The 19,448-nt window shown below is 73.0% G+C and carries 19 protein-coding genes and 1 tRNA gene; 16 read left to right on the forward strand and 4 right to left on the reverse strand.

From position 1 onward, the window contains the following. On the forward strand, positions 1 to 306 hold a 306-nt coding region (locus tag ACH5AR_RS07220), incomplete at its 5' end, for a transposase (RefSeq protein WP_396300376.1). A 16-nt stretch (positions 307 to 322) separates the two neighbouring features. Here ACH5AR_RS07220 and ACH5AR_RS07225 read toward each other — a convergent pair. Further along, positions 323 to 1,210, reverse strand: coding sequence for a hypothetical protein (locus ACH5AR_RS07225; RefSeq protein WP_396300377.1), 888 nt, complete (start codon positions 1,208 to 1,210; stop codon positions 323 to 325). Between the two features lie 9 nt (positions 1,211 to 1,219). Continuing rightward, complete coding sequence (locus ACH5AR_RS07230; protein ID WP_396300378.1) at positions 1,220 to 1,738, reverse strand: YbhB/YbcL family Raf kinase inhibitor-like protein; 519 nt, start codon at positions 1,736 to 1,738, stop codon at positions 1,220 to 1,222. A gap of 80 nt (positions 1,739 to 1,818) precedes the next feature. Between ACH5AR_RS07230 and ACH5AR_RS07235 the strand changes: the two genes are divergently transcribed. Next, positions 1,819 to 2,475, forward strand: a complete 657-nt coding sequence (locus tag ACH5AR_RS07235; RefSeq protein WP_396300379.1) for a rhomboid family intramembrane serine protease — start codon at positions 1,819 to 1,821, stop codon at positions 2,473 to 2,475. A 197-nt stretch (positions 2,476 to 2,672) separates the two neighbouring features. Beyond that, the gene (locus tag ACH5AR_RS07240; RefSeq protein WP_396300380.1) at positions 2,673 to 3,848 is read left to right on the forward strand and encodes a hypothetical protein; all 1,176 of its coding nucleotides are present in this window, start codon (positions 2,673 to 2,675) and stop codon (positions 3,846 to 3,848) included. A 33-nt stretch (positions 3,849 to 3,881) separates the two neighbouring features. On the opposite strand, the gene ACH5AR_RS07245 is transcribed toward ACH5AR_RS07240, so the two are convergent. Continuing rightward, positions 3,882 to 5,459 (reverse strand): helicase HerA-like domain-containing protein, encoded by a 1,578-nt coding sequence (locus tag ACH5AR_RS07245; protein ID WP_396300381.1) that lies wholly within the window; start codon positions 5,457 to 5,459, stop codon positions 3,882 to 3,884. A gap of 191 nt (positions 5,460 to 5,650) precedes the next feature. Between ACH5AR_RS07245 and ACH5AR_RS07250 the strand changes: the two genes are divergently transcribed. Then, positions 5,651 to 5,947 carry a type II toxin-antitoxin system VapB family antitoxin gene (locus ACH5AR_RS07250; RefSeq protein WP_030061387.1) on the forward strand — a complete coding sequence of 99 codons (297 nt, stop codon included), beginning with the start codon at positions 5,651 to 5,653 and terminating at the stop codon, positions 5,945 to 5,947. 274 nt (positions 5,948 to 6,221) lie between these two features. Further along, entirely contained in the window at positions 6,222 to 6,893 is a 672-nt protein-coding gene (locus tag ACH5AR_RS07255) for a LytR C-terminal domain-containing protein (RefSeq protein WP_396300382.1), read from the forward strand. Between the two features lie 111 nt (positions 6,894 to 7,004). On the opposite strand, the gene upp is transcribed toward ACH5AR_RS07255, so the two are convergent. Beyond that, the gene (gene upp / locus ACH5AR_RS07260; protein ID WP_396300383.1) at positions 7,005 to 7,640 is read right to left on the reverse strand and encodes a uracil phosphoribosyltransferase; all 636 of its coding nucleotides are present in this window, start codon (positions 7,638 to 7,640) and stop codon (positions 7,005 to 7,007) included. A 162-nt stretch (positions 7,641 to 7,802) separates the two neighbouring features. On the opposite strand from upp, the gene ACH5AR_RS07265 reads away from it, so the two are divergent. The 11 genes from ACH5AR_RS07265 to ACH5AR_RS07315 all read left to right on the forward strand — a co-directional run bounded on the left by ACH5AR_RS07265 (position 7,803) and on the right by ACH5AR_RS07315 (position 19,444). Then, positions 7,803 to 8,039: a hypothetical protein gene (locus ACH5AR_RS07265; RefSeq protein ID WP_396300384.1), complete on the forward strand. Its 237-nt coding sequence runs from the start codon at positions 7,803 to 7,805 to the stop codon at positions 8,037 to 8,039. Between the two features lie 325 nt (positions 8,040 to 8,364). Further along, positions 8,365 to 8,901 carry a tRNA adenosine deaminase-associated protein gene (locus ACH5AR_RS07270; RefSeq protein WP_396300385.1) on the forward strand — a complete coding sequence of 179 codons (537 nt, stop codon included), beginning with the start codon at positions 8,365 to 8,367 and terminating at the stop codon, positions 8,899 to 8,901. A gap of 50 nt (positions 8,902 to 8,951) precedes the next feature. Beyond that, positions 8,952 to 9,479 (forward strand): tRNA adenosine(34) deaminase TadA, encoded by a 528-nt coding sequence (tadA, locus tag ACH5AR_RS07275; RefSeq protein WP_396300386.1) that lies wholly within the window; start codon positions 8,952 to 8,954, stop codon positions 9,477 to 9,479. A gap of 67 nt (positions 9,480 to 9,546) precedes the next feature. Next, positions 9,547 to 9,633: transfer RNA gene (locus tag ACH5AR_RS07280), tRNA-Ser, on the forward strand. 502 nt (positions 9,634 to 10,135) lie between these two features. Beyond that, on the forward strand, positions 10,136 to 10,300 hold the full coding sequence (locus ACH5AR_RS07285; protein ID WP_396300387.1) for a hypothetical protein: 165 nt from the start codon (positions 10,136 to 10,138) through the stop codon (positions 10,298 to 10,300). A 133-nt stretch (positions 10,301 to 10,433) separates the two neighbouring features. Further along, entirely contained in the window at positions 10,434 to 10,727 is a 294-nt protein-coding gene (locus ACH5AR_RS07290; protein ID WP_396300388.1) for a Dabb family protein, read from the forward strand. A gap of 320 nt (positions 10,728 to 11,047) precedes the next feature. Then, positions 11,048 to 11,893, forward strand: a complete 846-nt coding sequence (locus ACH5AR_RS07295; protein ID WP_396300389.1) for an RNA polymerase sigma factor SigF — start codon at positions 11,048 to 11,050, stop codon at positions 11,891 to 11,893. A gap of 145 nt (positions 11,894 to 12,038) precedes the next feature. Continuing rightward, positions 12,039 to 12,944, forward strand: a complete 906-nt coding sequence (locus tag ACH5AR_RS07300) for an RNA polymerase sigma factor SigF (RefSeq protein ID WP_396300390.1) — start codon at positions 12,039 to 12,041, stop codon at positions 12,942 to 12,944. An 860-nt stretch (positions 12,945 to 13,804) separates the two neighbouring features. Then, on the forward strand, positions 13,805 to 16,168 hold the full coding sequence (locus tag ACH5AR_RS07305) for a hypothetical protein (RefSeq protein ID WP_396300391.1): 2,364 nt from the start codon (positions 13,805 to 13,807) through the stop codon (positions 16,166 to 16,168). Positions 16,169 to 16,281: 113 nt separating this feature from the next. After that, positions 16,282 to 17,796: a GT4 family glycosyltransferase PelF gene (gene pelF / locus ACH5AR_RS07310; RefSeq protein WP_396300392.1), complete on the forward strand. Its 1,515-nt coding sequence runs from the start codon at positions 16,282 to 16,284 to the stop codon at positions 17,794 to 17,796. 127 nt (positions 17,797 to 17,923) lie between these two features. Then, positions 17,924 to 19,444, forward strand: a complete 1,521-nt coding sequence (locus ACH5AR_RS07315) for a hypothetical protein (RefSeq protein WP_396300393.1) — start codon at positions 17,924 to 17,926, stop codon at positions 19,442 to 19,444. The last annotated feature ends 4 nt before the right edge of the window (positions 19,445 to 19,448 follow it).

A 19,448-nucleotide genomic window follows, 5' to 3' on the forward strand; every position in this document is an offset into this window, starting at 1 on the left:
ACCCGGCCCGACCACGTCATCGCCGACAAGGGCTACAGCTCCCGCAAGATCCGCACCTACCTGCGACGACGCGGCATCCCGCACACCATCCCCGAGCGCGTCGACCAGGCGCTCGGCCACCTCAACCGCGGTTCGCGCGGGGGCCGGCCACCAGGCTTCGACCGCCGGACCTACCGGCTCCGCAACATCGTCGAACGCTGCTTCAACCGGTTGAAACAGTGGCGTGGTCTGGCGACCCGCTACGACAAGACCCGCGAGTCCTACCAGGCCGCCGTCACCATCGCCTCAATCCTGCTCTGGACCTGATCTTTGAAGACGATCCCTAGACCTCGACCCGGTACCAGCCGTTGCCGGAGCGGAACCAGAGCGCGCCGTCCCGGCCGTGGGCGCGGCTGCGGTCGAGCTCGCCGGGCACGTCCACCACGCGCCTGCCGGTCCGCTTCCACTGCCTGCCGACCAGCAGGTGCCAGGTCAGCTCCCCGCCGCGGGAGAGGAAGACGGCCTCCCGGCCGCGGACCGCGAAGCCGACCGGCAGCCGGACCGGGCACGGCACCGTGGTGGAGGCGCCGTCGGCCGCCTCGATCCGGGTGAGGTAGCTGCCCGAGGAGCTCGGGTACCAGGCCAGCCAGGTGCCGCCGTCCTCGGTCGCGCCGGCCAGGCCCTCCAGCGGGTAGCCGGGCAGCTTCCCGTGGTCGGGGCTCCACACCACCCGCCCGTGGGTGTCGGCGGCCCGCAGCCCGGCGGCGGCCATCGGGTGGTCGCCGTAGATGCCCTCGTCGCCGTAGGCCATCCAGATCCGGCCGTCCCGGTCGGTCACCAGCACGGGCGTGTCGTCGCCGAGGAGCAGCTCCCGGCCCGGGGCCCCGTCGGGGCCGTACACGAAGCCGTTCGGCAGCCACCGCTCCCCGTCCTGCTCGGCCCGGGTCTCCACCAGCAGCACCCGGCCGCCGGGCAGCAGCGCCAGGTGCTCCGGGGAGCAGCCGACCCCGGACAGCGGCACCCGCCGCTCACCGCGGGGGCCCGTCACCACGACCTCGGCGTCGTACGGGAAGCGGACCTCCGACCACGATCCGGCCGGCTCCAGGAACTGCTCCGGCACCACCAGGACGGCCGTCTCCCCGGCCGGCCCGACCGTCCAGGCCACCACCCGCCGGCCGGCCCGTACGTCCTCCTCGGGCAGCCGCCAGACCTCGACCGGACGGTCGGACACCGCCACCGATCAGACCCCGTACTCGGCGGTCAGCAGCGCCCGGCCCAGGGTGTGGAAGGTGAGGTTGAAGCCGACCTGGGCCGGCGGGGTGTCGGCGGTGACGTCCAGCTTCTCCACGTCCAGCGCGTGCACCGCGAAGACGTAGCGGTGCGGGGCGCCGGGCGGCGGGGCGGCGCCGTCGTACCGGTTGCCCGGGAAGTCGTTGCGGCCGTGGTAGGAGGCCTCACCGGGCAGGTCGGCGTCCGAGGAGCCGGCGCCGCGCGGCAGTTCGGTGGTGTCGGCGGGCAGGTCGAGGGCGAGCCAGTGCCACCAGCCGGAGCCGGTCGGGGCGTCCGGGTCGTAGCAGGTGACCGCGATGCTCCGGGTGCCCTCCGGCAGGCCCGACCAGGACAGCTGCGGCGAGAGGTTGCCGTCGGCGTGGACGAACTCCCGGCCCAGCGTGCCGCCGTCGGTGATGTCCTCGCTGCTCAGCGGGAAGGACGGCACCTGCGGCAGGAACTCGTACGGCAGGGGCGGGCGCTTGCTCATGGTGGCCACCTCTCAGATCGGAAGGACACCGTCACTGTAACGGGGTGCCCGTACCATCCCGTGGCCCGTAGAGTCGGGACATGGCCTCCAGGTTGACCCGTCTGCTCTCCGACTCCCGTGACGCGCTGTTCGCCATGCTCGGCGTCCAGGCCGTCCTGTGGTCGGTGCAGGTGGTCAACTGGCTCGGGGACTACGGGCTTTCGCGGCAGCTCGGGCTGCGCTCGGAGCGGATCGGCGACCTGCCCGAGATGTTCACCATGCCGTTCCTGCACTTCGGTTGGGACCACATCGAGGCCAACTCCTGGCCACTGTTCGTGCTCGGCTTCCTCTCCGCCTACCGGGGCATGAGGAAGTTCCTGCTGGCCAGCCTGGTGATCATGGTGTCCGGCGGGCTGACGGTCTGGCTGCTGGAGAGCCCGGGCACCGTGACGGCCGGCGCGAGCGGCATGGTCTTCGGCTACCTCGGCTACGTGGTGCTGCGCGGGGTCCTGGACCGCAACGTGCTGGACGCGGTGGTCGGCGTCGGCGTCGCGGCGGTCTACTCGACCGTCCTGGTCGGCGTGCTGCCGGGCACCCCGGGCGTCAGCTGGCTGGGCCACCTCGGCGGACTGGCCGGCGGGCTGGCCGCCGCCGTCCTGCTCCGCGGCCGACCGGCCCCGACGCCCGGCCCGCAGGCCGCCGCCCCGGGCGGCCCCCGCTCCGCCCTGCTCAAGGAGCTGGACGACCTCGGCCTGTGAGCCGAAGGAGCCGCGCGGGGCGCGCACGGCCGCACGGAGCGCGTACGGCCGAGGGCGCGCACGGCCGAGGGGCGCGCGCACCGGCCGCGCGGGCCCGTGACCGGGCCGACGACCCGCTCGGACCATCAGGTATAGACCAATCCCACCCCTGCGGCTAGCGTGGACGGCCCGCCCTCCCCCAGCTCCGGAGCCGCACCGTGGAGTCGTCCGTCCTCGCCTTCGCCACCGACCTGCTCGACGAGGGCGCCGACACCTTCTTCGGCAACCTCACCGACCGCGCCGGGGCCGGCGGCGTCACCCTCGCCTCCGTCTACCACGGGGCCCGCGACGTCTTCCCGCACAACCCCCGCCGGGTGGTCCGCTACCTGGAGCCGGGCGCGGCGTACTTCCGCCCCGACCCGGCCCGCTGGTCGGGCCGGCGCCTCGCCCCCGTGCCGTCCACCGCGATCGGCGAGCGCGACCCCTTCGCCGAGGCCGCCGAGGAGGCCCGCCGCCGCGGCCTGAAACTGCACGCCTGGACGGTCTTCTGCCACAACGACCGGCTCGGCTTCGCCCACCCCGACTGCGCCCCCGCCAACGCCTTCGGCGACCGCCACCTCACCGAGCTCTGCCCGGCGCACCCGGAGGTCCGGGAGTACGCGCTGACGCTGGTCGCCGACCTGGCCCGGTACGGCGTGGACGCGGTCCGCGCGGAGTCCCCGCACTTCCACGGCCTGCGCCACGGCTACCACCACGAGCGCTACTTCGAGGAGCTGGGCCCGACCGCCGAGGCCCTGCTCGGGGTCTGCTTCTGCCTGCACTGCCGCGCCGCCGCCACCGGCGCCGGCGTCCCGGCCGAGGAGGTGGCCGGGGCCGTCCGCGCCGAACTGCGCCGCCGGCTCGCCGACGAGTCCGCCGCCGCCGGACCCGCCGACCTGAGCGCCCTGGCCGACGGCGCCTTCGCCGCCTACGTGGACGCCTCCGCCGCCACCGTCACCTCGCTCGCCGCCGACCTCACCGAGCAGGCCCGCCGGCACGGCATGCGGCTGAGCTTCATGGACGGCGGCGGCCCGGGCCGCGGCTGGCTCTCCGGCATCGACCTGCCCGCCCTCGCCGAGGTCACCGACCAGATCGAGACCCTCGGCTACGCGAGGACCCCGCAGGAGGTCCGGGAGAAGATCGCCGCCTTCGCCCTGCACGGCGTCCGCCCGGAGCGGATGGCGGTGATCCTGCGCCCGATGACCGCCGACTGCGACGGCCCGGAGAACCTCGCCGCCAAGCTCGCAGCCCTGCGCGAACTCGGCGTCCCCGAGGTCGAGTTCTACCACTACGGCCTGATGCGGCTGTCCTCGCTGGACCGGATCGGCGCCGCGCTGTCCACGCTTCGCGGCTGACCGGACCGGCTCCGCAGCCCCCTGCCCGACCGGTCAGCGCCGCCGCTTGGACGTCCCGAACAGGCTGCGCGAGATCTCCTGCCCGAGCTGCCTCCCGGCCGAGCGGGCGAAGGACTTCACGGTCGGGTTGCTCAGCAGCGAGCCGAGCAGCCCGCCCGCCCCCTTGGGCGCCTCCCGCCGCGGCCCGGACGGCTCGGTCCGCTCCGCCGGCTCCGGCCCGGTCGGCGCCGGACCGGCCGGCGCCGCCTCCGGCCGCGGAGCGCGCGCCGCCAGCTTCTCGTACGCCGACTCCCGGTCGATCGCGTCCCGGTAGCGGGCCGTCAGCGGCGAGGCGTCCACCGCGGCCCGCAGGGCCGACGCCTCGATCGGCCCCATCAGCGACTGCGGCGCCCGCAGCCTGGTCGCCGCGACCGGCGTCGGCGCGCCCTTCTCGGACAGGACGGTGACCACGGCCTCGCCGGTGCCCAGCGAGGTCAGCACCGCGCCGAGGTCGTACGAGGAGCGCGGGAAGGTCGAGACGGTGGCCTTGAGCGCCTTGGCGTCGTCCGGGGTGAAGGCGCGCAGCGCGTGCTGCACCCGGTTGCCCAACTGCGCCAGCACGTCGGACGGGACGTCCTTCGGCGTCTGGGTCACGAAGAAGATGCCCACGCCCTTGGAGCGGATCAGCCGCACGGTCTGGGTGATCGCCTCCAGGAAGGCCTTGGAGGCGCCCTTGAACAGCAGGTGCGCCTCGTCGAAGAAGAACACCAGCTTGGGCTTGTCGGGGTCGCCCACCTCGGGCAGCTCCTGGTAGAGGTCGGCGAGCAGCCACATCAGGAAGGTGGAGAACAGCCGCGGCCGGTCCTGCACCGCGGGCAGCTCCAGCACCGAGACCACGCCCCGGCCGTCCGGGGCGGTCCGCAGCAGCTCGGCGGTGTCGAACTCGGGCTCACCGAAGAACGCCCCGGCGCCCTCGTTCTCCAGCACGGTGAGCGCGCGCAGGATCACCCCGGCGGTGGCCGCCGAGAGCCCGCCGATGGTCCGCAGGTCCTCCTTGCCCTCTGGCGAGGCGAGGAAGGCGATCACCGCGGTGAGGTCCTTGAGGTCGTAGAGCTCCAGCCCCCGGGTGTCGGCGTAGTGGAACACCAGGCTGAGCGAGGACTCCTGGGTCTCGTTCAGGTCGAGCACCTTGGCCAGCAGCAGCGGCCCGAAGCTGGTGACGGTGGCCCGGATCGGGATGCCCGCGCCCTGCCCGCCGAGCGAGTAGAACTCCGCCGGGCAGCCCCGCGGCTCCCATCGCTGCCCGACCTCGGCGGCGCGCGCGTCGGTCCGTCCGCTCGGCACCCCGGGAGCGGCGACCCCGGAGACGTCCCCCTTGACGTCGGCCAGGAAGACCGGCACGCCCTGCCCGGAGAGCTGCTCGGCGATCAGCTGGAGGGTCTTGGTCTTGCCGGTGCCGGTGGCTCCGGCGACCAGCCCGTGCCGGTTGAGCACGCCCAGCGGAATGCGCACCTGGGCGTCCGGGTACGCGGTGCCGTCCAGCAGCACCGCGCCGAGGTCGAGGGCGGGACCGGTGAAGGCGTACCCGTCGGCGATCTCCCGGACGGTCGGCGGCGTGGGAGCGGAGTCCATCGGTGCACACTCCTGAGCGGATCGGAACGCTTCGGAACGCTTCGGCATCGACCTGGAACCGATCGACTCCGGGCGATGTTTGCGACATTTCCCATCAAACAGCGGCATTCGTCCATGCGCAGTTCACACCGGCGCGCGTGGCGACGCCGCGGCTGCTGCGCCATCCGCCGTCCGAACGGTAGGCTTTCCGTGTGATCTTCAAGCGCATCGGCAATGGGCGGCCGTACCCGGATCACGGCCGGACGAGCACCCGCCAGTGGGCCGACGTCGCCCCGCGCCCGGTGCGACTCGACCAGCTGGTGACCACCAAGGGCCAACTCGACCTCGAAACCCTCCTGGCCGAGGACTCGACGTTCTACGGGGACCTCTTCGCCCACGTGGTGAAGTGGCACGGCGACCTCTACCTGGAGGACGGCCTGCACCGGGCCGTCCGGGCCGCGTTGCAGCAGCGCCAGGTGCTGCACGCCCGCGTCCTCGAAATGGAGTGACGGACCCGCACCGGCGGGGCCGCCGCACCGCCACGGGCTTCACGGACCGCCCCCTCGCCATCCGGCGGAGGGCGGTCCGCGCGTACCCGGGTACCCCCGTTCGGGTACCGGGGTACGCCAGATGATGATCGTTTAGTACCTTCGAGGCTGTCCGGCACTACGCTGCTGACTACGGCCGCGACCAGGGGATTCCGCCCGCACCGGGGGAAGCCCCCATCCGGCCGGTCCGTCATCCCGACCCCGCCCCGGCACGAGGGGGAGACAAACCGTGAGCATGTTGACTCCCCAAGGCCTCAAGGGGAAGCAGTACCGCGTCACCGGCAACACCTACCCCCGGTTGGGCCGCCCCCCGAAGAAGAGCCGCAAGGTGATCGCCGCGCTCGCCGGCCTGGTCGCCCTGGCCCTGGTCGCGCTCGGCGGCGTGCAGCTGTACGACATCTTCACCGGCAGGAACAAGAGCGCCTCCGCGCAGGCCTGCGCGACCCCCTCCGGCAAGGCGCTCGCCGCGCCGACCCCGGGCGCCCCCGACGCCTCCGGCACTCCCGCCGCCGCGCAGGGCGACCCGCACGCCGTCCCGCAGCCCTCGGCCGTCACCGTGAACGTCTACAACGCCACCACCAAGGCCGGCCTGGCCGGCCGGACGGCCGAGGACCTCAAGAAGCGCGGCTTCGTCATCGGCAAGGTCGGCAACGCCCCGGCCGAGCTGGACAAGAAGGTGCCCGGCACCGCCCAGGTGATCGCCGGTCCGGCCGGCGCCGGTGCGGGCACCCTGGTCGGCTCGCAGATCGCCGGGGCCACCGTCACGGCGGACGCCCGCACCGACGCCACCGTGGACTTCGTGATCGGCGACAGCTACAACGCCCTGCTGGACGAGACCCAGGCGGCCGCCGCCCTCGCGCTGGCCACCAAGCCCTCCCCCACCCCGACCGCCACCGGCACCTGCTGAGGCGCCGCCCCGGCCGCCCGACGACGCGAAGAGCCCCCGGCAGACGCAGTGCCGGGGGCTCTCGGTGTTCCGGTGGTCCGGGTCGTCCCGGCGGTTCGGGGGTGGCGGGGCTCAGCCGGCCGTGCCGTAGAGCCGGTCGCCCGCGTCACCCAGGCCGGGGACGATGTAGCCGTTCTCGTTGAGCCGTTCGTCCAGGGCGGCGGTGACCACGGTGACCGGCATGCCCGCCAGCTCCCGCTGCATCACCTCGACGCCCTCGGGGGAGGCCAGCAGCACCACGGCGGTGACGTCGGTGGCACCGCGCTCGATCAGCATCCGGATCGCGGCGACCAGCGTGCCGCCGGTGGCCAGCATCGGGTCGAGCACGTAGACCTGGCGGCCGGAGAGGTCGTCCGGCATCCGGGTGGCGTAGGTGGAGGCCTCCAGGGTCTCCTCGTTGCGGACCATGCCGAGGAAGCCCACCTCGGCGGTCGGCAGCAGGCGGGTCATCCCGTCCAGCATGCCGAGGCCGGCCCGCAGGATCGGGACCACCAGCGGGCGCGGGTAGCTGAGCCGGGTACCCAGCGTGACCGCCACGGGCGTGGTGATCTCCACCTCGTCGGTGCGGACGTCCCGGGTTGCCTCGTAGGCGAGGAGGGTCACCAGCTCGTCGGTCAGGCGACGGAAGGTCGGCGAGTCGGTGCGCTCGTCGCGCAGGGTGGAGAGTTTGTGGGCGACCAGGGGGTGGTCGACGACGTGGAGACGCATGTATCGAGGTTAGCCCGGTCCTGGACGGGTGTACGACCCGCCGTGCCCCACCGGGCGGCGGACCGGGTGACACGCCCGTGACACGCCGTGACGCGTGGCGGATGTCCGGGCGGAAGTGCCTCGTGTGGTATCAACCGGGCCGTTCGGGGAATGTCACCTCTTATGACGAGCAACCCGAACCCCGGGGACGGCTCGACGGACGAGCCCGTCGACGGGGTCGGCCGGAGCCCCGGCCCGCCGTTCGACCACCCGGAGACCGAAGCGGAGCGCCGCAAGCGGCGGGCCGTCTTCCTGCGCGAGCTCACCGAGGCGCGCGAGCTGCGGGAGCGGGTGCAGCCGCGGCGGACCAAGGAGCGGCGGATGCGCGAAGCGATGCGGATGCGAACCTTCCGGATCTGACAGGGCCCGGGCCCGCCCCCGGAGCTCCCTCGGCGCGCTCCCGGCAGGGCGCCCGCCCGGCCCCGGCGAGGGGCCGGACGGTTCCGACGGGTGTTCGGAGCAAATTTCGACCGGCTTCGGACCGCCCCGCCCTCCGCCACCCGGAGCTTCCGACACGACCTGCAAAGACGCGCTGCCGAACACCCCCCGCGAGGGCGGCCTTTCTGTCACGATTCCGATGGGACGGTCCGAACAAGCGGACCGCCTCTGGCGCGGGGGCGGCCAGGATTTCCGCGTTGCCCGTGCGCGCCGACAGCCGAGACCGACGATCTTGGGAGTGTCCCTGGTGGCGTACTTCGCTGCAGTGCTTGCTCGCACCGAGGACGGGTGGGATGTGAGCGAGACGGAGCTCGACGACGTCGAAACCCTGGCCGACCTGGTCGACCTGGCCCGCGACTCCGCCCAGGACGACGACAGCGTCCTGATCTTCATCGAACAGGAGGACGCCTGGTTCGCCATCGTCCGCGTGGACGGCGAGGAGGACCCGCGGATCTTCGTGTCGGACGGCGCCGCGGCCGCCCGCAGTTCGTACGGATCCGTCCTCACCGACGAGTTGGTCGACCAGGCCGGCGAGAGCGAGTTCGGCGACCTCGACCACCTGCTGGACGGGGCCGAGGAGGCCGAGGAGCAGGACGAGGAGGAGGCCGACACCCGCGGCGGCGTCCCGGTCGGCCCGCTCGGCGACGCCCACCTGCTCACCGAGTTCGGCCTCGCCTCCGAGGAGCTGCTGGCGCTCAGCGGCGAGGGCGCCGTCCCGGGGGACGCCCTGGAGGAGATCGCCGAGGCCCTGGGCTGCGGCGAGGTCCTGGAGGCCGTCCGGTAGCGCGCCCGGTCATGCCGGTGCGCACCACCGGATGCCCGACACTGGATGCCATGCAGCCCGCATCCACCGCACCGACCGTCCCGCACGTCCCCCCGCTGCCCGCTCCCGTCCGCCCCGACCCGGTCCGCGACCGCTGGGCGGCACCGATGCGCCTCGCCATGGCCGAGGCCGCACTGGCGCCGGCCACCGGGGACGTACCGGTCGGGGCGCTCGTCCTGGGCCCGGACGGCGAGGTGATCGGACGCGGCCACAACGAGCGCGAGGCGGTCGGCGACCCGACCGCGCACGCCGAGGTGGTCGCGATCCGCGAGGCCGCCGCCAGGGTCGGCGAGTGGCGGCTGAGCGGCTGCACACTGGTCGTCACGCTGGAGCCGTGCACCATGTGCGCCGGTGCCGTCGTGCTGTCCCGGATCGACCGGGTGGTCTACGGCGCCCTCGACGAGAAGGCCGGCGCGGCCGGCTCGCTCTTCGACGTGATGCGCGACCGCCGGCTCAACCACCGCCCCGAGGTGGTCTGGGGCGTCCTCGCCGAGGAGTGCGGCGCGCAGCTGCGCGCCTTCTTCGACACCCACCGCTGAGGGGCCGCCGGCCCCCGCGGCGATACGGATTTCGTGACTGCGCCACCCCTCCGGTAGAGTTCCTCTCGGTAGCGTGTCCGAGCGGCCAAAGGAGCACGCCTCGAAAGCGTGTGTGGGGGCAACTCCACCGTGGGTTCGAATCCCACCGCTACCGCTTGAAAGCCCGAGGGCCCGTCCGATCCGGACGGGCCCTCGGCGTTTCCCCGCCGACGTCCGCCGCACCGGTGACGGCCCCGCGGCCACGGGGCCGCTCACGAGCCGGCCGGGAACGAGGAACGGCTCCGTACCCCGGGCCGATGACCACCGGTGCCCGGTCCGTACGGAGCCTGGAGGGGGGAGCGGCTCGGGGGGACTGACCGCTCCCCCGGCGGAGTCCCACAACCGGTGCCGCGTCGGGGGGAAGCCGCGGCGACCGGTCCCACAGCGGGGAGCTCCGGATCCCTGTACCGGGGATTCCTGCCAGATCCTCGGTACGTCTCCATCCTGCCGTCCGGGCCGCGACCGGGCACCCGGAGAAAGGCCCCACTCGCGGGGACCTTCGTCCCGCCGGCCGAACGCGTCGCACACTTGATAGCCCGTCCGGGTGGATAAGCTGCCCCCTGCAGGCCGCTCGGGGACCGGATGACGGCGGCCCACAGCAGGAGGAAGGTCACCCGATGGCGCAGGCGAAGAAGATCGGCATGATCCTCCTGCTCGTCTTCGTGCTCTACTCGATCATCACCTCGCCCTCCCGGTCGGCCGAACTGGTCCAGCTCGGCTTCGAGGGCATCTCGAACGCGGCCAAGGCAGTCGGCACCTTCATGACCGGCCTGATCAAGTGACGGCCGGGCGCCACCCCTCCACCCTGCCCCACTCCTCCCCCGCCCTGCCCCACCCCTCCTCCCGGCGGCCGCGCCGGCCCCACCGGCTACGGTGAGCGGGACCCTCTGTCCCCGTCCGCGAGGAGCGGCAATCGTGATCCGGCACCTGGTCCTGTTCAAGCTCAACGAAGGCGTCAGCAAGGACGAAGAGCGCGTGCTCGCCGGCGCCAAGGCCTTCGAGGCGCTCGGCCCGGTGGTCCCGGAGCTGCGCGAGTGGGAGTGCGGCTGGAACACCACCGAGCGCGACATCGCGTACGACTACGCGATCAACAGCCTGGTCGAGGACCGCGACGCCCTCCAGGCCTACCTGACCCACCCGGACCACCAGGCGGCGGCCGGCCTGTGGCGCGAGTTCGCCACCTGGGTGATCGCCGACATCGAGGTCTGAGCACCCCTGCGAGCCCGACCCCGTCCGGCCCGGTCCGGCCGGAGCCCGCGCTCCGGCCGCATCCCCCGGACGGCCCGCGGCGCCCCGTCCCGATCCCGGACGGGGCGCCGTGCCGTGCCCCGGAACGACCCTTGCGCCGCTTCGCCGTCCGCCCCGGGAAAGGTTGAACGGCCGACCAACACACCTCCGTCGGGTGCTTGCCCGAACTATGCCCACCTTGTGATGCTATGACCGGTTTTGCCGGACATGGCGAGGTGGTGAACACCAGCCACGACACCCGCTCCGCAGGGCCCGCCGTTGACGACTTCAGGAGGGGTGAGGTGTCCGTGGACGAGGTGCTGGCTGCGATCACCAGCCCGGCCGGCGAGCTCCGCCCGGACCGCCTGCGCGGCCCCGGCGGCCGCCCCGCCGTGGACGTCCGGACGCTGACCCGGGTGCTGTTCGAGCGGCTCGCCGAACTGCCCGCGGACGCCCCCGAGCGGGAGCGGGTGCGGGCCGCCCTGATCGAGGTGAACATCCCGCTGGTCCGCTACGCGGCCACCCGCTTCCGCAGCCGCAGCGAGCCGATGGAGGACGTCGTTCAGGTCGGCACCATCGGCCTGATCAACGCGATCGACCGCTTCGACCCGGGCCGCGGCGTCCAGTTCCCCACCTACGCGCTGCCGACCATCCTCGGCGAGATCAAGCGGTACTTCCGGGACAACGTCCGCACCATGCACGTGCCGCGCCGGCTCCAGGAGCTGTGGGTCCAGGTCAGCGGCGCGATGGAGGAGCTGACGGTGCTGCACGGCCGGGTGCCCAAGGTGCCCGAGATCGCCGCCAGCCTGCGGATCCCCGAGGAGGACGTGCGGGCCTGCCTGGACGCCGGCCGCGCCTACAACGCGGCGTCCCTGGAGGCCGCGCAGGAGCACGAGGGCGGGCTCGCCCTGCTCGACCGGCTCGGCTACGAGGACTCCGCGCTGGCCGAGGTCGAGCACCGGGACATGGTCCGCCACCTGCTGGTCCAGCTGCCCGAACGGGAGCGGCGGATCGTGATGCTGAGGTTCTTCGCCAACCTGACCCAGTCCCAGATCAGCACCGAGCTGGGGATGTCCCAGATGCACGTGTCCCGGCTGCTCTCCCGGATCCTGACCAGGCTTCGGACCGGCAACTCCTGGGAAGAGTGAGGATCGCAGCGAGTTACCCCCGCGTGACATCTTGCGACGTTCGGGTTTGCCGTGGACCGTGTTCCGGTATGGAGGGGGAAGGCCCTCGCCGGGAACCTCCGCGCGACGGCCCCCGTTCAACCGACAGTCACAAGGGGGTGGGTGCATGTCCGGAGAGCTGGGCACTGCGGAGATCCACGCTGGACAGGCCAACGGCACGGCCGTCGTCGAGGACCTGGTCCCGCGGCAGCGGGTCGAACCGCTCCAGCCGCCCGGCCCCGACGCCGGGGATTCGACGCCGCCCGGCTCCGGGCTGGACACCCGGACGCTCTCCCGCTCGCTGTTCCTGCGGCTGGCCGCGCTGGATCCGGGCAGCACCGAGCACGCCTACGTGCGCGACACCCTGATCGAGCTCAACCTGCCGCTGGTCCGGTACGCCTCGGCCCGCTTCCGCAGCCGCAACGAGCCGATGGAGGACATCGTCCAGGTCGGCACCATCGGGCTGATCAAGGCGATCGACCGGTTCGACCCGGAGCGCGGGGTGGAGTTCCCCACCTTCGCGATGCCCACCGTGGTCGGCGAGATCAAGCGCTTCTTCCGGGACACCAGCTGGTCGGTCCGGGTGCCGCGGCGGCTCCAGGAGCTGCGGCTGGCGCTCACCAAGGCCGGCGACGACCTCTCCCAGCGGCTGGACCGCTCCCCCACCGTCGCCGAGCTGGCGGCCTGCCTCGGGGTCAGCGAGGAGGACGTGGTCGAGGGCCTCGCGGTCGGCAACGCGTACACCGCCAGCTCGCTCGACTCCGGCACCGGCGAGGAGGACAGCGACGGGCCGCTGGCCGACCGGCTCGGTTACGAGGACCTCGCACTGGAGGGCGTGGAGTACCGGGAGTCGCTCAAGCCGCTGCTGGCCAAGCTGCCGCCGCGCGAGCGCCGGATCATCATGCTGCGGTTCTTCGGCAACCTGACGCAGTCGCAGATCGGCGAGGAGATCGGGATCTCCCAGATGCACGTCTCCCGGTTGCTCACCCGGACACTCACCCAGCTGCGCGAAGGGCTGATCAACGAGGGCTGACCGACAGGGGCCGACCAGCGGGGGCTGCCGACGAGACCGGCCGCCGGGGACCGAGACCGTCCCCGGCGGCCGATCCGCTTCACCCGCCCCCGGCGCGCCACCGATCGGCGCGACGAGGTCGAAGGCCGGTCCCGCCGAGCGCATGTGACGTGCCGCCACGTCGCCGGTCGGCCCGGAACCTCGTGTGTGGTCCAGACCGGCCCCGTCGCGCCCTCCGCGCCCCGCAGGTCCGCCGCACGGGCCGGCCGGGACTCCCGGCGGCACGGTTCAGGCCATCGCCGCGCAGTGCCGCCCCGCACCGGAGAACCGCCCGCCAGCCGCCCGGCCCCCGGCATTCGGTACACGCCGCAAAGCGGGGCTGCGTCCGACCAGCGGCGTTTCCCCGGCCTTCGGTGACGCATTCCGTACGCCCGGGAATCCCCCCGGCTCGGTATGCTGATCGACCACACGGGCACCGGCATTGCATATTCGGACTGTCACATGGCACAGCGGTGCTCGATATTGCATGAACCTGTCCAACCGGGCGGTGAGATGTGCAAGAGTGTCAGGCGCAACGACGACAGTGCAGGTGTCCCACGCGCCCACCGGGCCCCACCGTCGGTAACCACGTGTAGCACTCAGCTTCCGGTTTTTCATTTTCAATTCATTATTTGCGTCACCGGTACGGTTCCGGTCACAATCAGCGCCTTCATGGCCTCGCCATGAACGTTGGTAACAGGTTCGCTGCACTCTCGCCCAATTGGTCCCTCGCACCACTGTCCCTCGACCAGGATGGGCCCGGGCAGCCTGCTGCCCGCGAACAGCTACACGGGCAGGCGCGCGCCGAGCAGCGCGACGCCTGCACCAAGGGGAGGATCACCATGGGTCGAGCGACCCGAAGAGTCGCCGCATGCGCGGCGGCAGTCCTGCTGGCCAGCGGCCTGCAGACCACCCTGGCCCACGGCGACACCCCGCCGGCCAGGATCGACCTCACCGTCCTGGTCGTCGACGACGGCGGCCCGTCCGTCGCCGCCATCACCGCCGAGCTGAAGAGCCAGGGCACGCCGTACAAGGTGGTCAGCCTCAACGACCCCGGCCGCCCCGTCATCAACTCGGCTTTCCTGAGCGACACGCTGAACGGCCAGCCCCGGGGGAAGTTCCAGGGCATCGTGCTGCCCAACGAAAACCCCTTCCCCAACAGCGCCGCCGAGATGACGGCGATCGCGACCTACGAAGCCGCATTCAACGTCCGCCAGATCGACGCCTACACCTGGGCCAACCCGGGGGTCGGGCTGAACTACGCCCAGAATCCCGGATTCGTGGGAACGCTCGACGGATTCCAGGGCGCCACCACGGCGGCCGGAACTTCGGGCCCGTTCGGGTACCTCAAGGGCAGCGTCCCGTTCGAGGACAACGACCCGAACGTCAGCGAGAGCTACGGCTACCTCGCCACCCCCCTCGCCGGGCTGCCGGCCGGCTCCTCGTTCGTCCCGCTGGTCGACGCGCCGATACCCGACTCGACCAGCCGCGGATCACTGGTCGGTGAGTACACCCACGACGGCCGCAAGGAACTGGTCGTCACGTTCGTCTACAACCAGTACCAGCAGCAGTACCGCCTGCTGGCCCGCGGCATGGTCGACTGGCTCACCCAGGGCGTGCACCTCGGCTACGACCGCAACTACTTCGCCACCCACGTGGACGACGTCTTCCTGGCCGACGACCGCTGGGACACCGTCCTCAAGTGCACCCCCGGCGACGTCACCTGCCCGCCCGGCACCCCGGACACCGCCAACCCGATCCGGATGACCGTCGACGACGCCAACCACCTCAAGCAGTGGCAGGCCGCCAACAACTTCACCCTGGACATGGTGTTCAACGGCGGCGGCAGCGAGGACTGGAAGGCCGACCACCAGACCACGGTGGACCCCACGGCGAACCAGATGATCGCCGACCAGAACAGCTACCGGTGGGTCAACCACACCTTCACCCACCCGTACCTGGGCTGCGAGCAGAACGTCACGGTGGTGCCGTGGGTCTGCGCCAAGAACAGTGCGGGCGCCACCGTCTGGGTCGACCAGAACACCATCTCCACCCAGATCAGGAACAACTTCGACTGGGCCGCCGCGCAGGGCCTCCAGGTCGACCCGCAGACCCTCGTCACCGGCGAGCACTCCGGGCTGCTGACCGCCCCGCAGGAGACCAGCGACAACCCGAACCTGGCGCCGACGCTGGCCGCCAACGGCATCAAGTTCACCGCCAGCGACGCCTCCCGCGAGACCGGCCAGCGGGCCGTCGGCAGCTCCACGCTGACCGTGCCGCGGTACCCGATGAACGTCTTCTACAACGCCGGTACGGCGAAGGAGGAGGCCGACGAGTACAACTGGATCTACACCAGCAAGGCCAACGGCGGCAGCGGCGTCTGCGAGAACAACGCCAACTCCACCTGCCTGGCCCAGCCGCTGGACACCGCCACCGGCTACCAGTCGTACATCGTGCCGCTGGAGGCCCGGATCGACCTCGGCCACGTGCTGAACAACGACCCGCGGCCGCACTTCGTGCACCAGTCGAACCTCTCCGAGGACCGCATCCTGTACCCGGTGCTGGAGAAGATCCTGGGCACCTACCGCTCGCTGCACGCGGACAACGCGCCGATCGTGAACCTGAGCCAGCGGGAGATCGGCCAGGAGTTCCAGCGCCGCGCCGCCTGGAACTCCGCGCTCGCGGCCGGCCAGGTCACCGCCTACCGGGTCGGCACCACCGTCACGGTCAACGCGCCGTCCGGCGTTCAGGTCCAGGCCACCATGCCGACCGGAACTGCTCAGAAGCTGGCCATCGGAACGGGTGGGTTCGGTTCGGCCTACGCCGGTAGCCTCTCCGGTTGGGTGTCCCCGGGCGCCCTCCAGAGCAGCGTCACCCTGCAGCTGCCGACCGCGCCGGCCGCCCCGGCCGCCGTCGCGCCGAGCGTCGCGGCCAAGTCCGTCCCGGCACCGGCGCCGGCGGACAAGAAGGTCGTGCCGCAGGGCGTCGCCACCCCGGTCCCGGTGGGCCCGAGCGACACCACCCGCAAGCCCGCGCCGTCCCTGGTCCCGGGCAGCGGAACCCCGGTGCCCGGCAAGGATGCCGCCGCTGGCACCATCGGTCAGGGCGGCGACGGCCGCGCCGACGGGGCTGCGACGAAGAACGGCAAGGCCTCTGGGGGGACGGCCGCGCCGAGCAGCACCACCGGACGCTCCGGCCACCGGTAACCGGCACCACCCGCCACCGGCGGGGTCGGGCCGGCGCCCGGCCCGGCCCCGCCACGGCTCCCGTTCCGGTCATCCAGACCGGAACCGACGCAAGAACAGGAGGGGGGACAGGAATGCGCGTCACCCTGCTCACCGAGGGGACGTATCCGCACCAGCACGGCGGCGTGAGCGTCTGGTGCGACCAGCTCGTCCAGGGCATGCCGGACGTCGAGTTCGACGTCATCGCCGTCACCGGAACGGGCCACGAGCCGCTGGCCTGGGAACTGCCCGCCAACGTGCGGTCGGTCACCACCGCACCGCTGTGGGGCCCGGCCTCGGAAGGCCGCCCGCCCCGCGGCAAGGAGATGCGGCGCTTCCTCAACGCGTACGAGCGCTTCCTGCACTCCATCCTCGATCCCGTCTACACCACCCACTTCGGCACCGAGCTGTACAACTTCGCCGACCTCGCCCGGCACGGCCTGCTCAGCCCGGCGCTGCGCAGCGAGCGGGCGCTGCGCACCCTCCAGCAGGTCTGGACCCGCGACTACCTGCCGACCGCCGTCTCCCGGCCCACCCTGCACGACGCGCTGAACGCCACCGACCTGCTGGAGCACGCCCTGCGGCCGCTCTCGGTCGAGCCGCCCAAGGACGGCGTCGCGCACGCGGCCAGCGGCGGCCTCGCCACCCTGCCGGGGCTGATCGCCGCACAGCAGTACGAAGTACCGTTTCTGCTCACCGAGCACGGCATCTACCTGCGCGAGCGCTACCTCGGCTACCGCACCGGCCCCTACCGCTGGCCGGTCAAGGCGCTGCTGCTCGGCTTCTACCGGATGCTCGCCGAGGAGAGCTACCGGCAGGCCGCGCTGGTCACCCCCGGCAACCGGTACAACCGGCGCTGGGAGGAGCGCGGCGGCACACCCTCCTCGCACATCCGCACCGTCTACAACGGGGTGGACCCGGCGGCCTTCCCGCCGGCCGGCCCCGAGCCCGAGACCCCGACCCTCAGCTGGGCCGGCCGGGTCGACCCGATCAAGGACCTGGAGACGCTGATCCGGGCCTTCGCCATCGTCCGACGGGAGATCCCCGAAGCGCGGCTGCGGCTCTTCGGCGGCACCCCCAAAGGCGGCGAGGCGTACCGGGACCGCTGCATAGCCCTGGCCGCCGAGCTCGGCATAGCCGACTCGGTGGCCTTCGAGGGCCGCGTCGCCGACATCACCGACGCGTACGCGGCGGGCAACGTGGTCATGCTCTCCAGCATCAGCGAGGGCTTCCCGTTCACCCTGATCGAGGCGATGTCCTGCGGCCGCGCGACCGTCTCCACCGACGTCGGCGGCGTGCGCGAGGCCGTCGGCGACACCGGACTGGTCGTCCCGCCGCGCGAACCCGAACCGATGGCGGCCGCCGCGATCGAGCTGCTGCGCGACCCCGAACGGCGCGCCCGGCTCGGCGAGGGCGCCCGGCTGCGGGTGATCGAGCAGTTCACCCTCCGCCAGAACATCGACGGCTTCCGCGGCATCTACACCGAACTCCTGGGCACCGCACGCTGGATGCCCGGCGGCGTCGTCGCCGTCACCGACCAGGTCCCCAGCCCCGACTGGGACCAGCAGCTGGCCGCCGCCCGCCCCGAGCCGAGCGAGGTGGGTGCGTGAGCGAGCGCAGCGAGCGAACCGTCGGTAGGCGCGCGTCCCGCGAAGCGGCCGCCGAGCAGCGAGGCGGGCGCATGAGCGAGCGCAGCGAGCGAACCGCCGGAAGGCGAGCCTCCCGCGAGGTGGACGCATGAGCGGCCCCCTGCGCCTGGTGCCGGACGAGGCCGGCCCCGAGCACACCGTCCAGCTGCGCGCCCTGCCGCTCAAGCGGCGGCGCCCCGCCCCGCCGGAGCCGGAGCCCGAGGACTCGCTCTACCTCTCCGCCGACCCGCTGGACGAGCTCGCCGAGCGCCTGCGCGACGTCTGCGCCGACGCCGTCCACCCGTACGAGATCGCGGCCTTCCTGGAGTCCGACGGCCTCTCGGACGAGCAGGCCGCCCTGCTGTACGGCCGCCCCGACGCCTTCACCGTCGCCGAGGAGCTGTTCGAGAAGGTCGAGCGCCGCTACCCCGGCCCCAGCTCGGAGTTCGCCAACCCCTGGCGGGCCGACCCCTGGCGCTGCGTGGTGCGCGGCCTGGTGTTCGCCCTGCCCGGGCTCGGCTACCTGCTCGGCGCCAACCTGTTCGCGACCACCCGGATGCGCTTCGGCCTGCCCTCGGGCATGCTCGCGCTGTCCGTCGCCACGCTGGTCAGCTGGGGCTTCAACCAGGCCCTGGCGCACCGCTCCTACCGCTGGCTGGGCCGGCTGCGCCGCCGCGAGGCCGCCGTCTGCCTGGCGGTCGGCGCCCCGGCCGGCGCGCTGGTCGCGGCGGCCGCCGCGTACGTCGTCGGCGGGCCGCTCGGCGCGCTGTGCTTCGCCGCCGGGCAGTCCTGCTACCTGGGCGCGGCCACCGTGCTGCTGGTGCTCGGGCGGGAGAAGTTCCTGCTGCTGGCGCTGGCCCCGGCCTCGGTGGGCGCGGGCGTGGTGCTGGCGGCGGACGTCCCCCAGCTCGTCCGGACGGTCGTGCTGCTCGCCTCCCTGGTGCTGGCGGTCGGCCTGGCCGCCCGGGAACTGCTGGTCTGCATCCGCGGCGGCGAACGCGAGTCCGCCGGGCCGCGGCTGCCGGTCCGCCAGGAGGTCCCGCACCTGCTGTTCGGCCTGGCCTGCGGCGCGCTCACGCTGATCGCCGGCCTCGGCGAGACCCTCCACCAGGCCGTGCTGACCGGCGGCCACCCCGCGCAGGAGGCCTCGACCACCCCGACCGGGCCGGCCATGATCGCGCTGACGCTCAGCCTGGGCCTCGCCGAGTGGCTGCTCTTCCGCTACCGGGCGCTGGCGGTGGCCGCGCTGCGCACCAGCCACACCAGCGGACAGTTCGCCCGCCGCACCGGCGCGATCCTGCTCGGCTGCCTCTTCATCTACCTCACCACCGTGGCCGCGCTGGACGCCGCCGCGACCGTGCTGTGGCCCGGCGCCCCCGCGCTCGGCGTGCCGCAGCTGGGCGCGATGCTGCTCCTCGGCGGCTCGCTCTGGCTGGCGCTGCTGCTGAACGCCTTCGGGTTCAGCTGGAGCACCGCCCTCGTCTGTCTGGCCGCCGCGGTCGCCGAGAGCGCCGGGCTGCTGGCGGGTGCGGACCCGATCGTCCTGCAGCTGACCGGCTGCGGGGCGGCCGCCCTCGTCCTCACCGCACTGGCCGGGCCCGCGCTCGGCCGCACCACCCAGCACCGCTGAACAC

It is taken from the genome of Kitasatospora sp. NPDC018619, assembly GCF_044391605.1.
Taxonomy (GTDB): Bacteria; Actinomycetota; Actinomycetes; order Streptomycetales; family Streptomycetaceae; genus Kitasatospora.

Bases quoted from the DNA above. Each gene is read 5' to 3' on its own strand.
- ACH5AR_RS07230 (WP_396300378.1), bottom strand. From the start codon at position 1,738: ATGAGCAAGCGCCCGCCCCTGCCGTACGAGTTCCTGCCGCAGGTGCCG.
- ACH5AR_RS07235 (WP_396300379.1), top strand. From the start codon at position 1,819: ATGGCCTCCAGGTTGACCCGTCTGCTCTCCGACTCCCGTGACGCGCTG.
- ACH5AR_RS07245 (WP_396300381.1), bottom strand. From the start codon at position 5,459: ATGGACTCCGCTCCCACGCCGCCGACCGTCCGGGAGATCGCCGACGGG.
- ACH5AR_RS07255 (WP_396300382.1), top strand. From the start codon at position 6,222: ATGTTGACTCCCCAAGGCCTCAAGGGGAAGCAGTACCGCGTCACCGGC.
- upp (WP_396300383.1), bottom strand. From the start codon at position 7,640: ATGCGTCTCCACGTCGTCGACCACCCCCTGGTCGCCCACAAACTCTCC.
- ACH5AR_RS07265 (WP_396300384.1), top strand. From the start codon at position 7,803: ATGACGAGCAACCCGAACCCCGGGGACGGCTCGACGGACGAGCCCGTC.
- tadA (WP_396300386.1), top strand. From the start codon at position 8,952: ATGCAGCCCGCATCCACCGCACCGACCGTCCCGCACGTCCCCCCGCTG.
- ACH5AR_RS07285 (WP_396300387.1), top strand. From the start codon at position 10,136: ATGGCGCAGGCGAAGAAGATCGGCATGATCCTCCTGCTCGTCTTCGTG.
- ACH5AR_RS07300 (WP_396300390.1), top strand. From the start codon at position 12,039: ATGTCCGGAGAGCTGGGCACTGCGGAGATCCACGCTGGACAGGCCAAC.
- ACH5AR_RS07305 (WP_396300391.1), top strand. From the start codon at position 13,805: ATGGGTCGAGCGACCCGAAGAGTCGCCGCATGCGCGGCGGCAGTCCTG.
- pelF (WP_396300392.1), top strand. From the start codon at position 16,282: ATGCGCGTCACCCTGCTCACCGAGGGGACGTATCCGCACCAGCACGGC.
- ACH5AR_RS07315 (WP_396300393.1), top strand. From the start codon at position 17,924: ATGAGCGGCCCCCTGCGCCTGGTGCCGGACGAGGCCGGCCCCGAGCAC.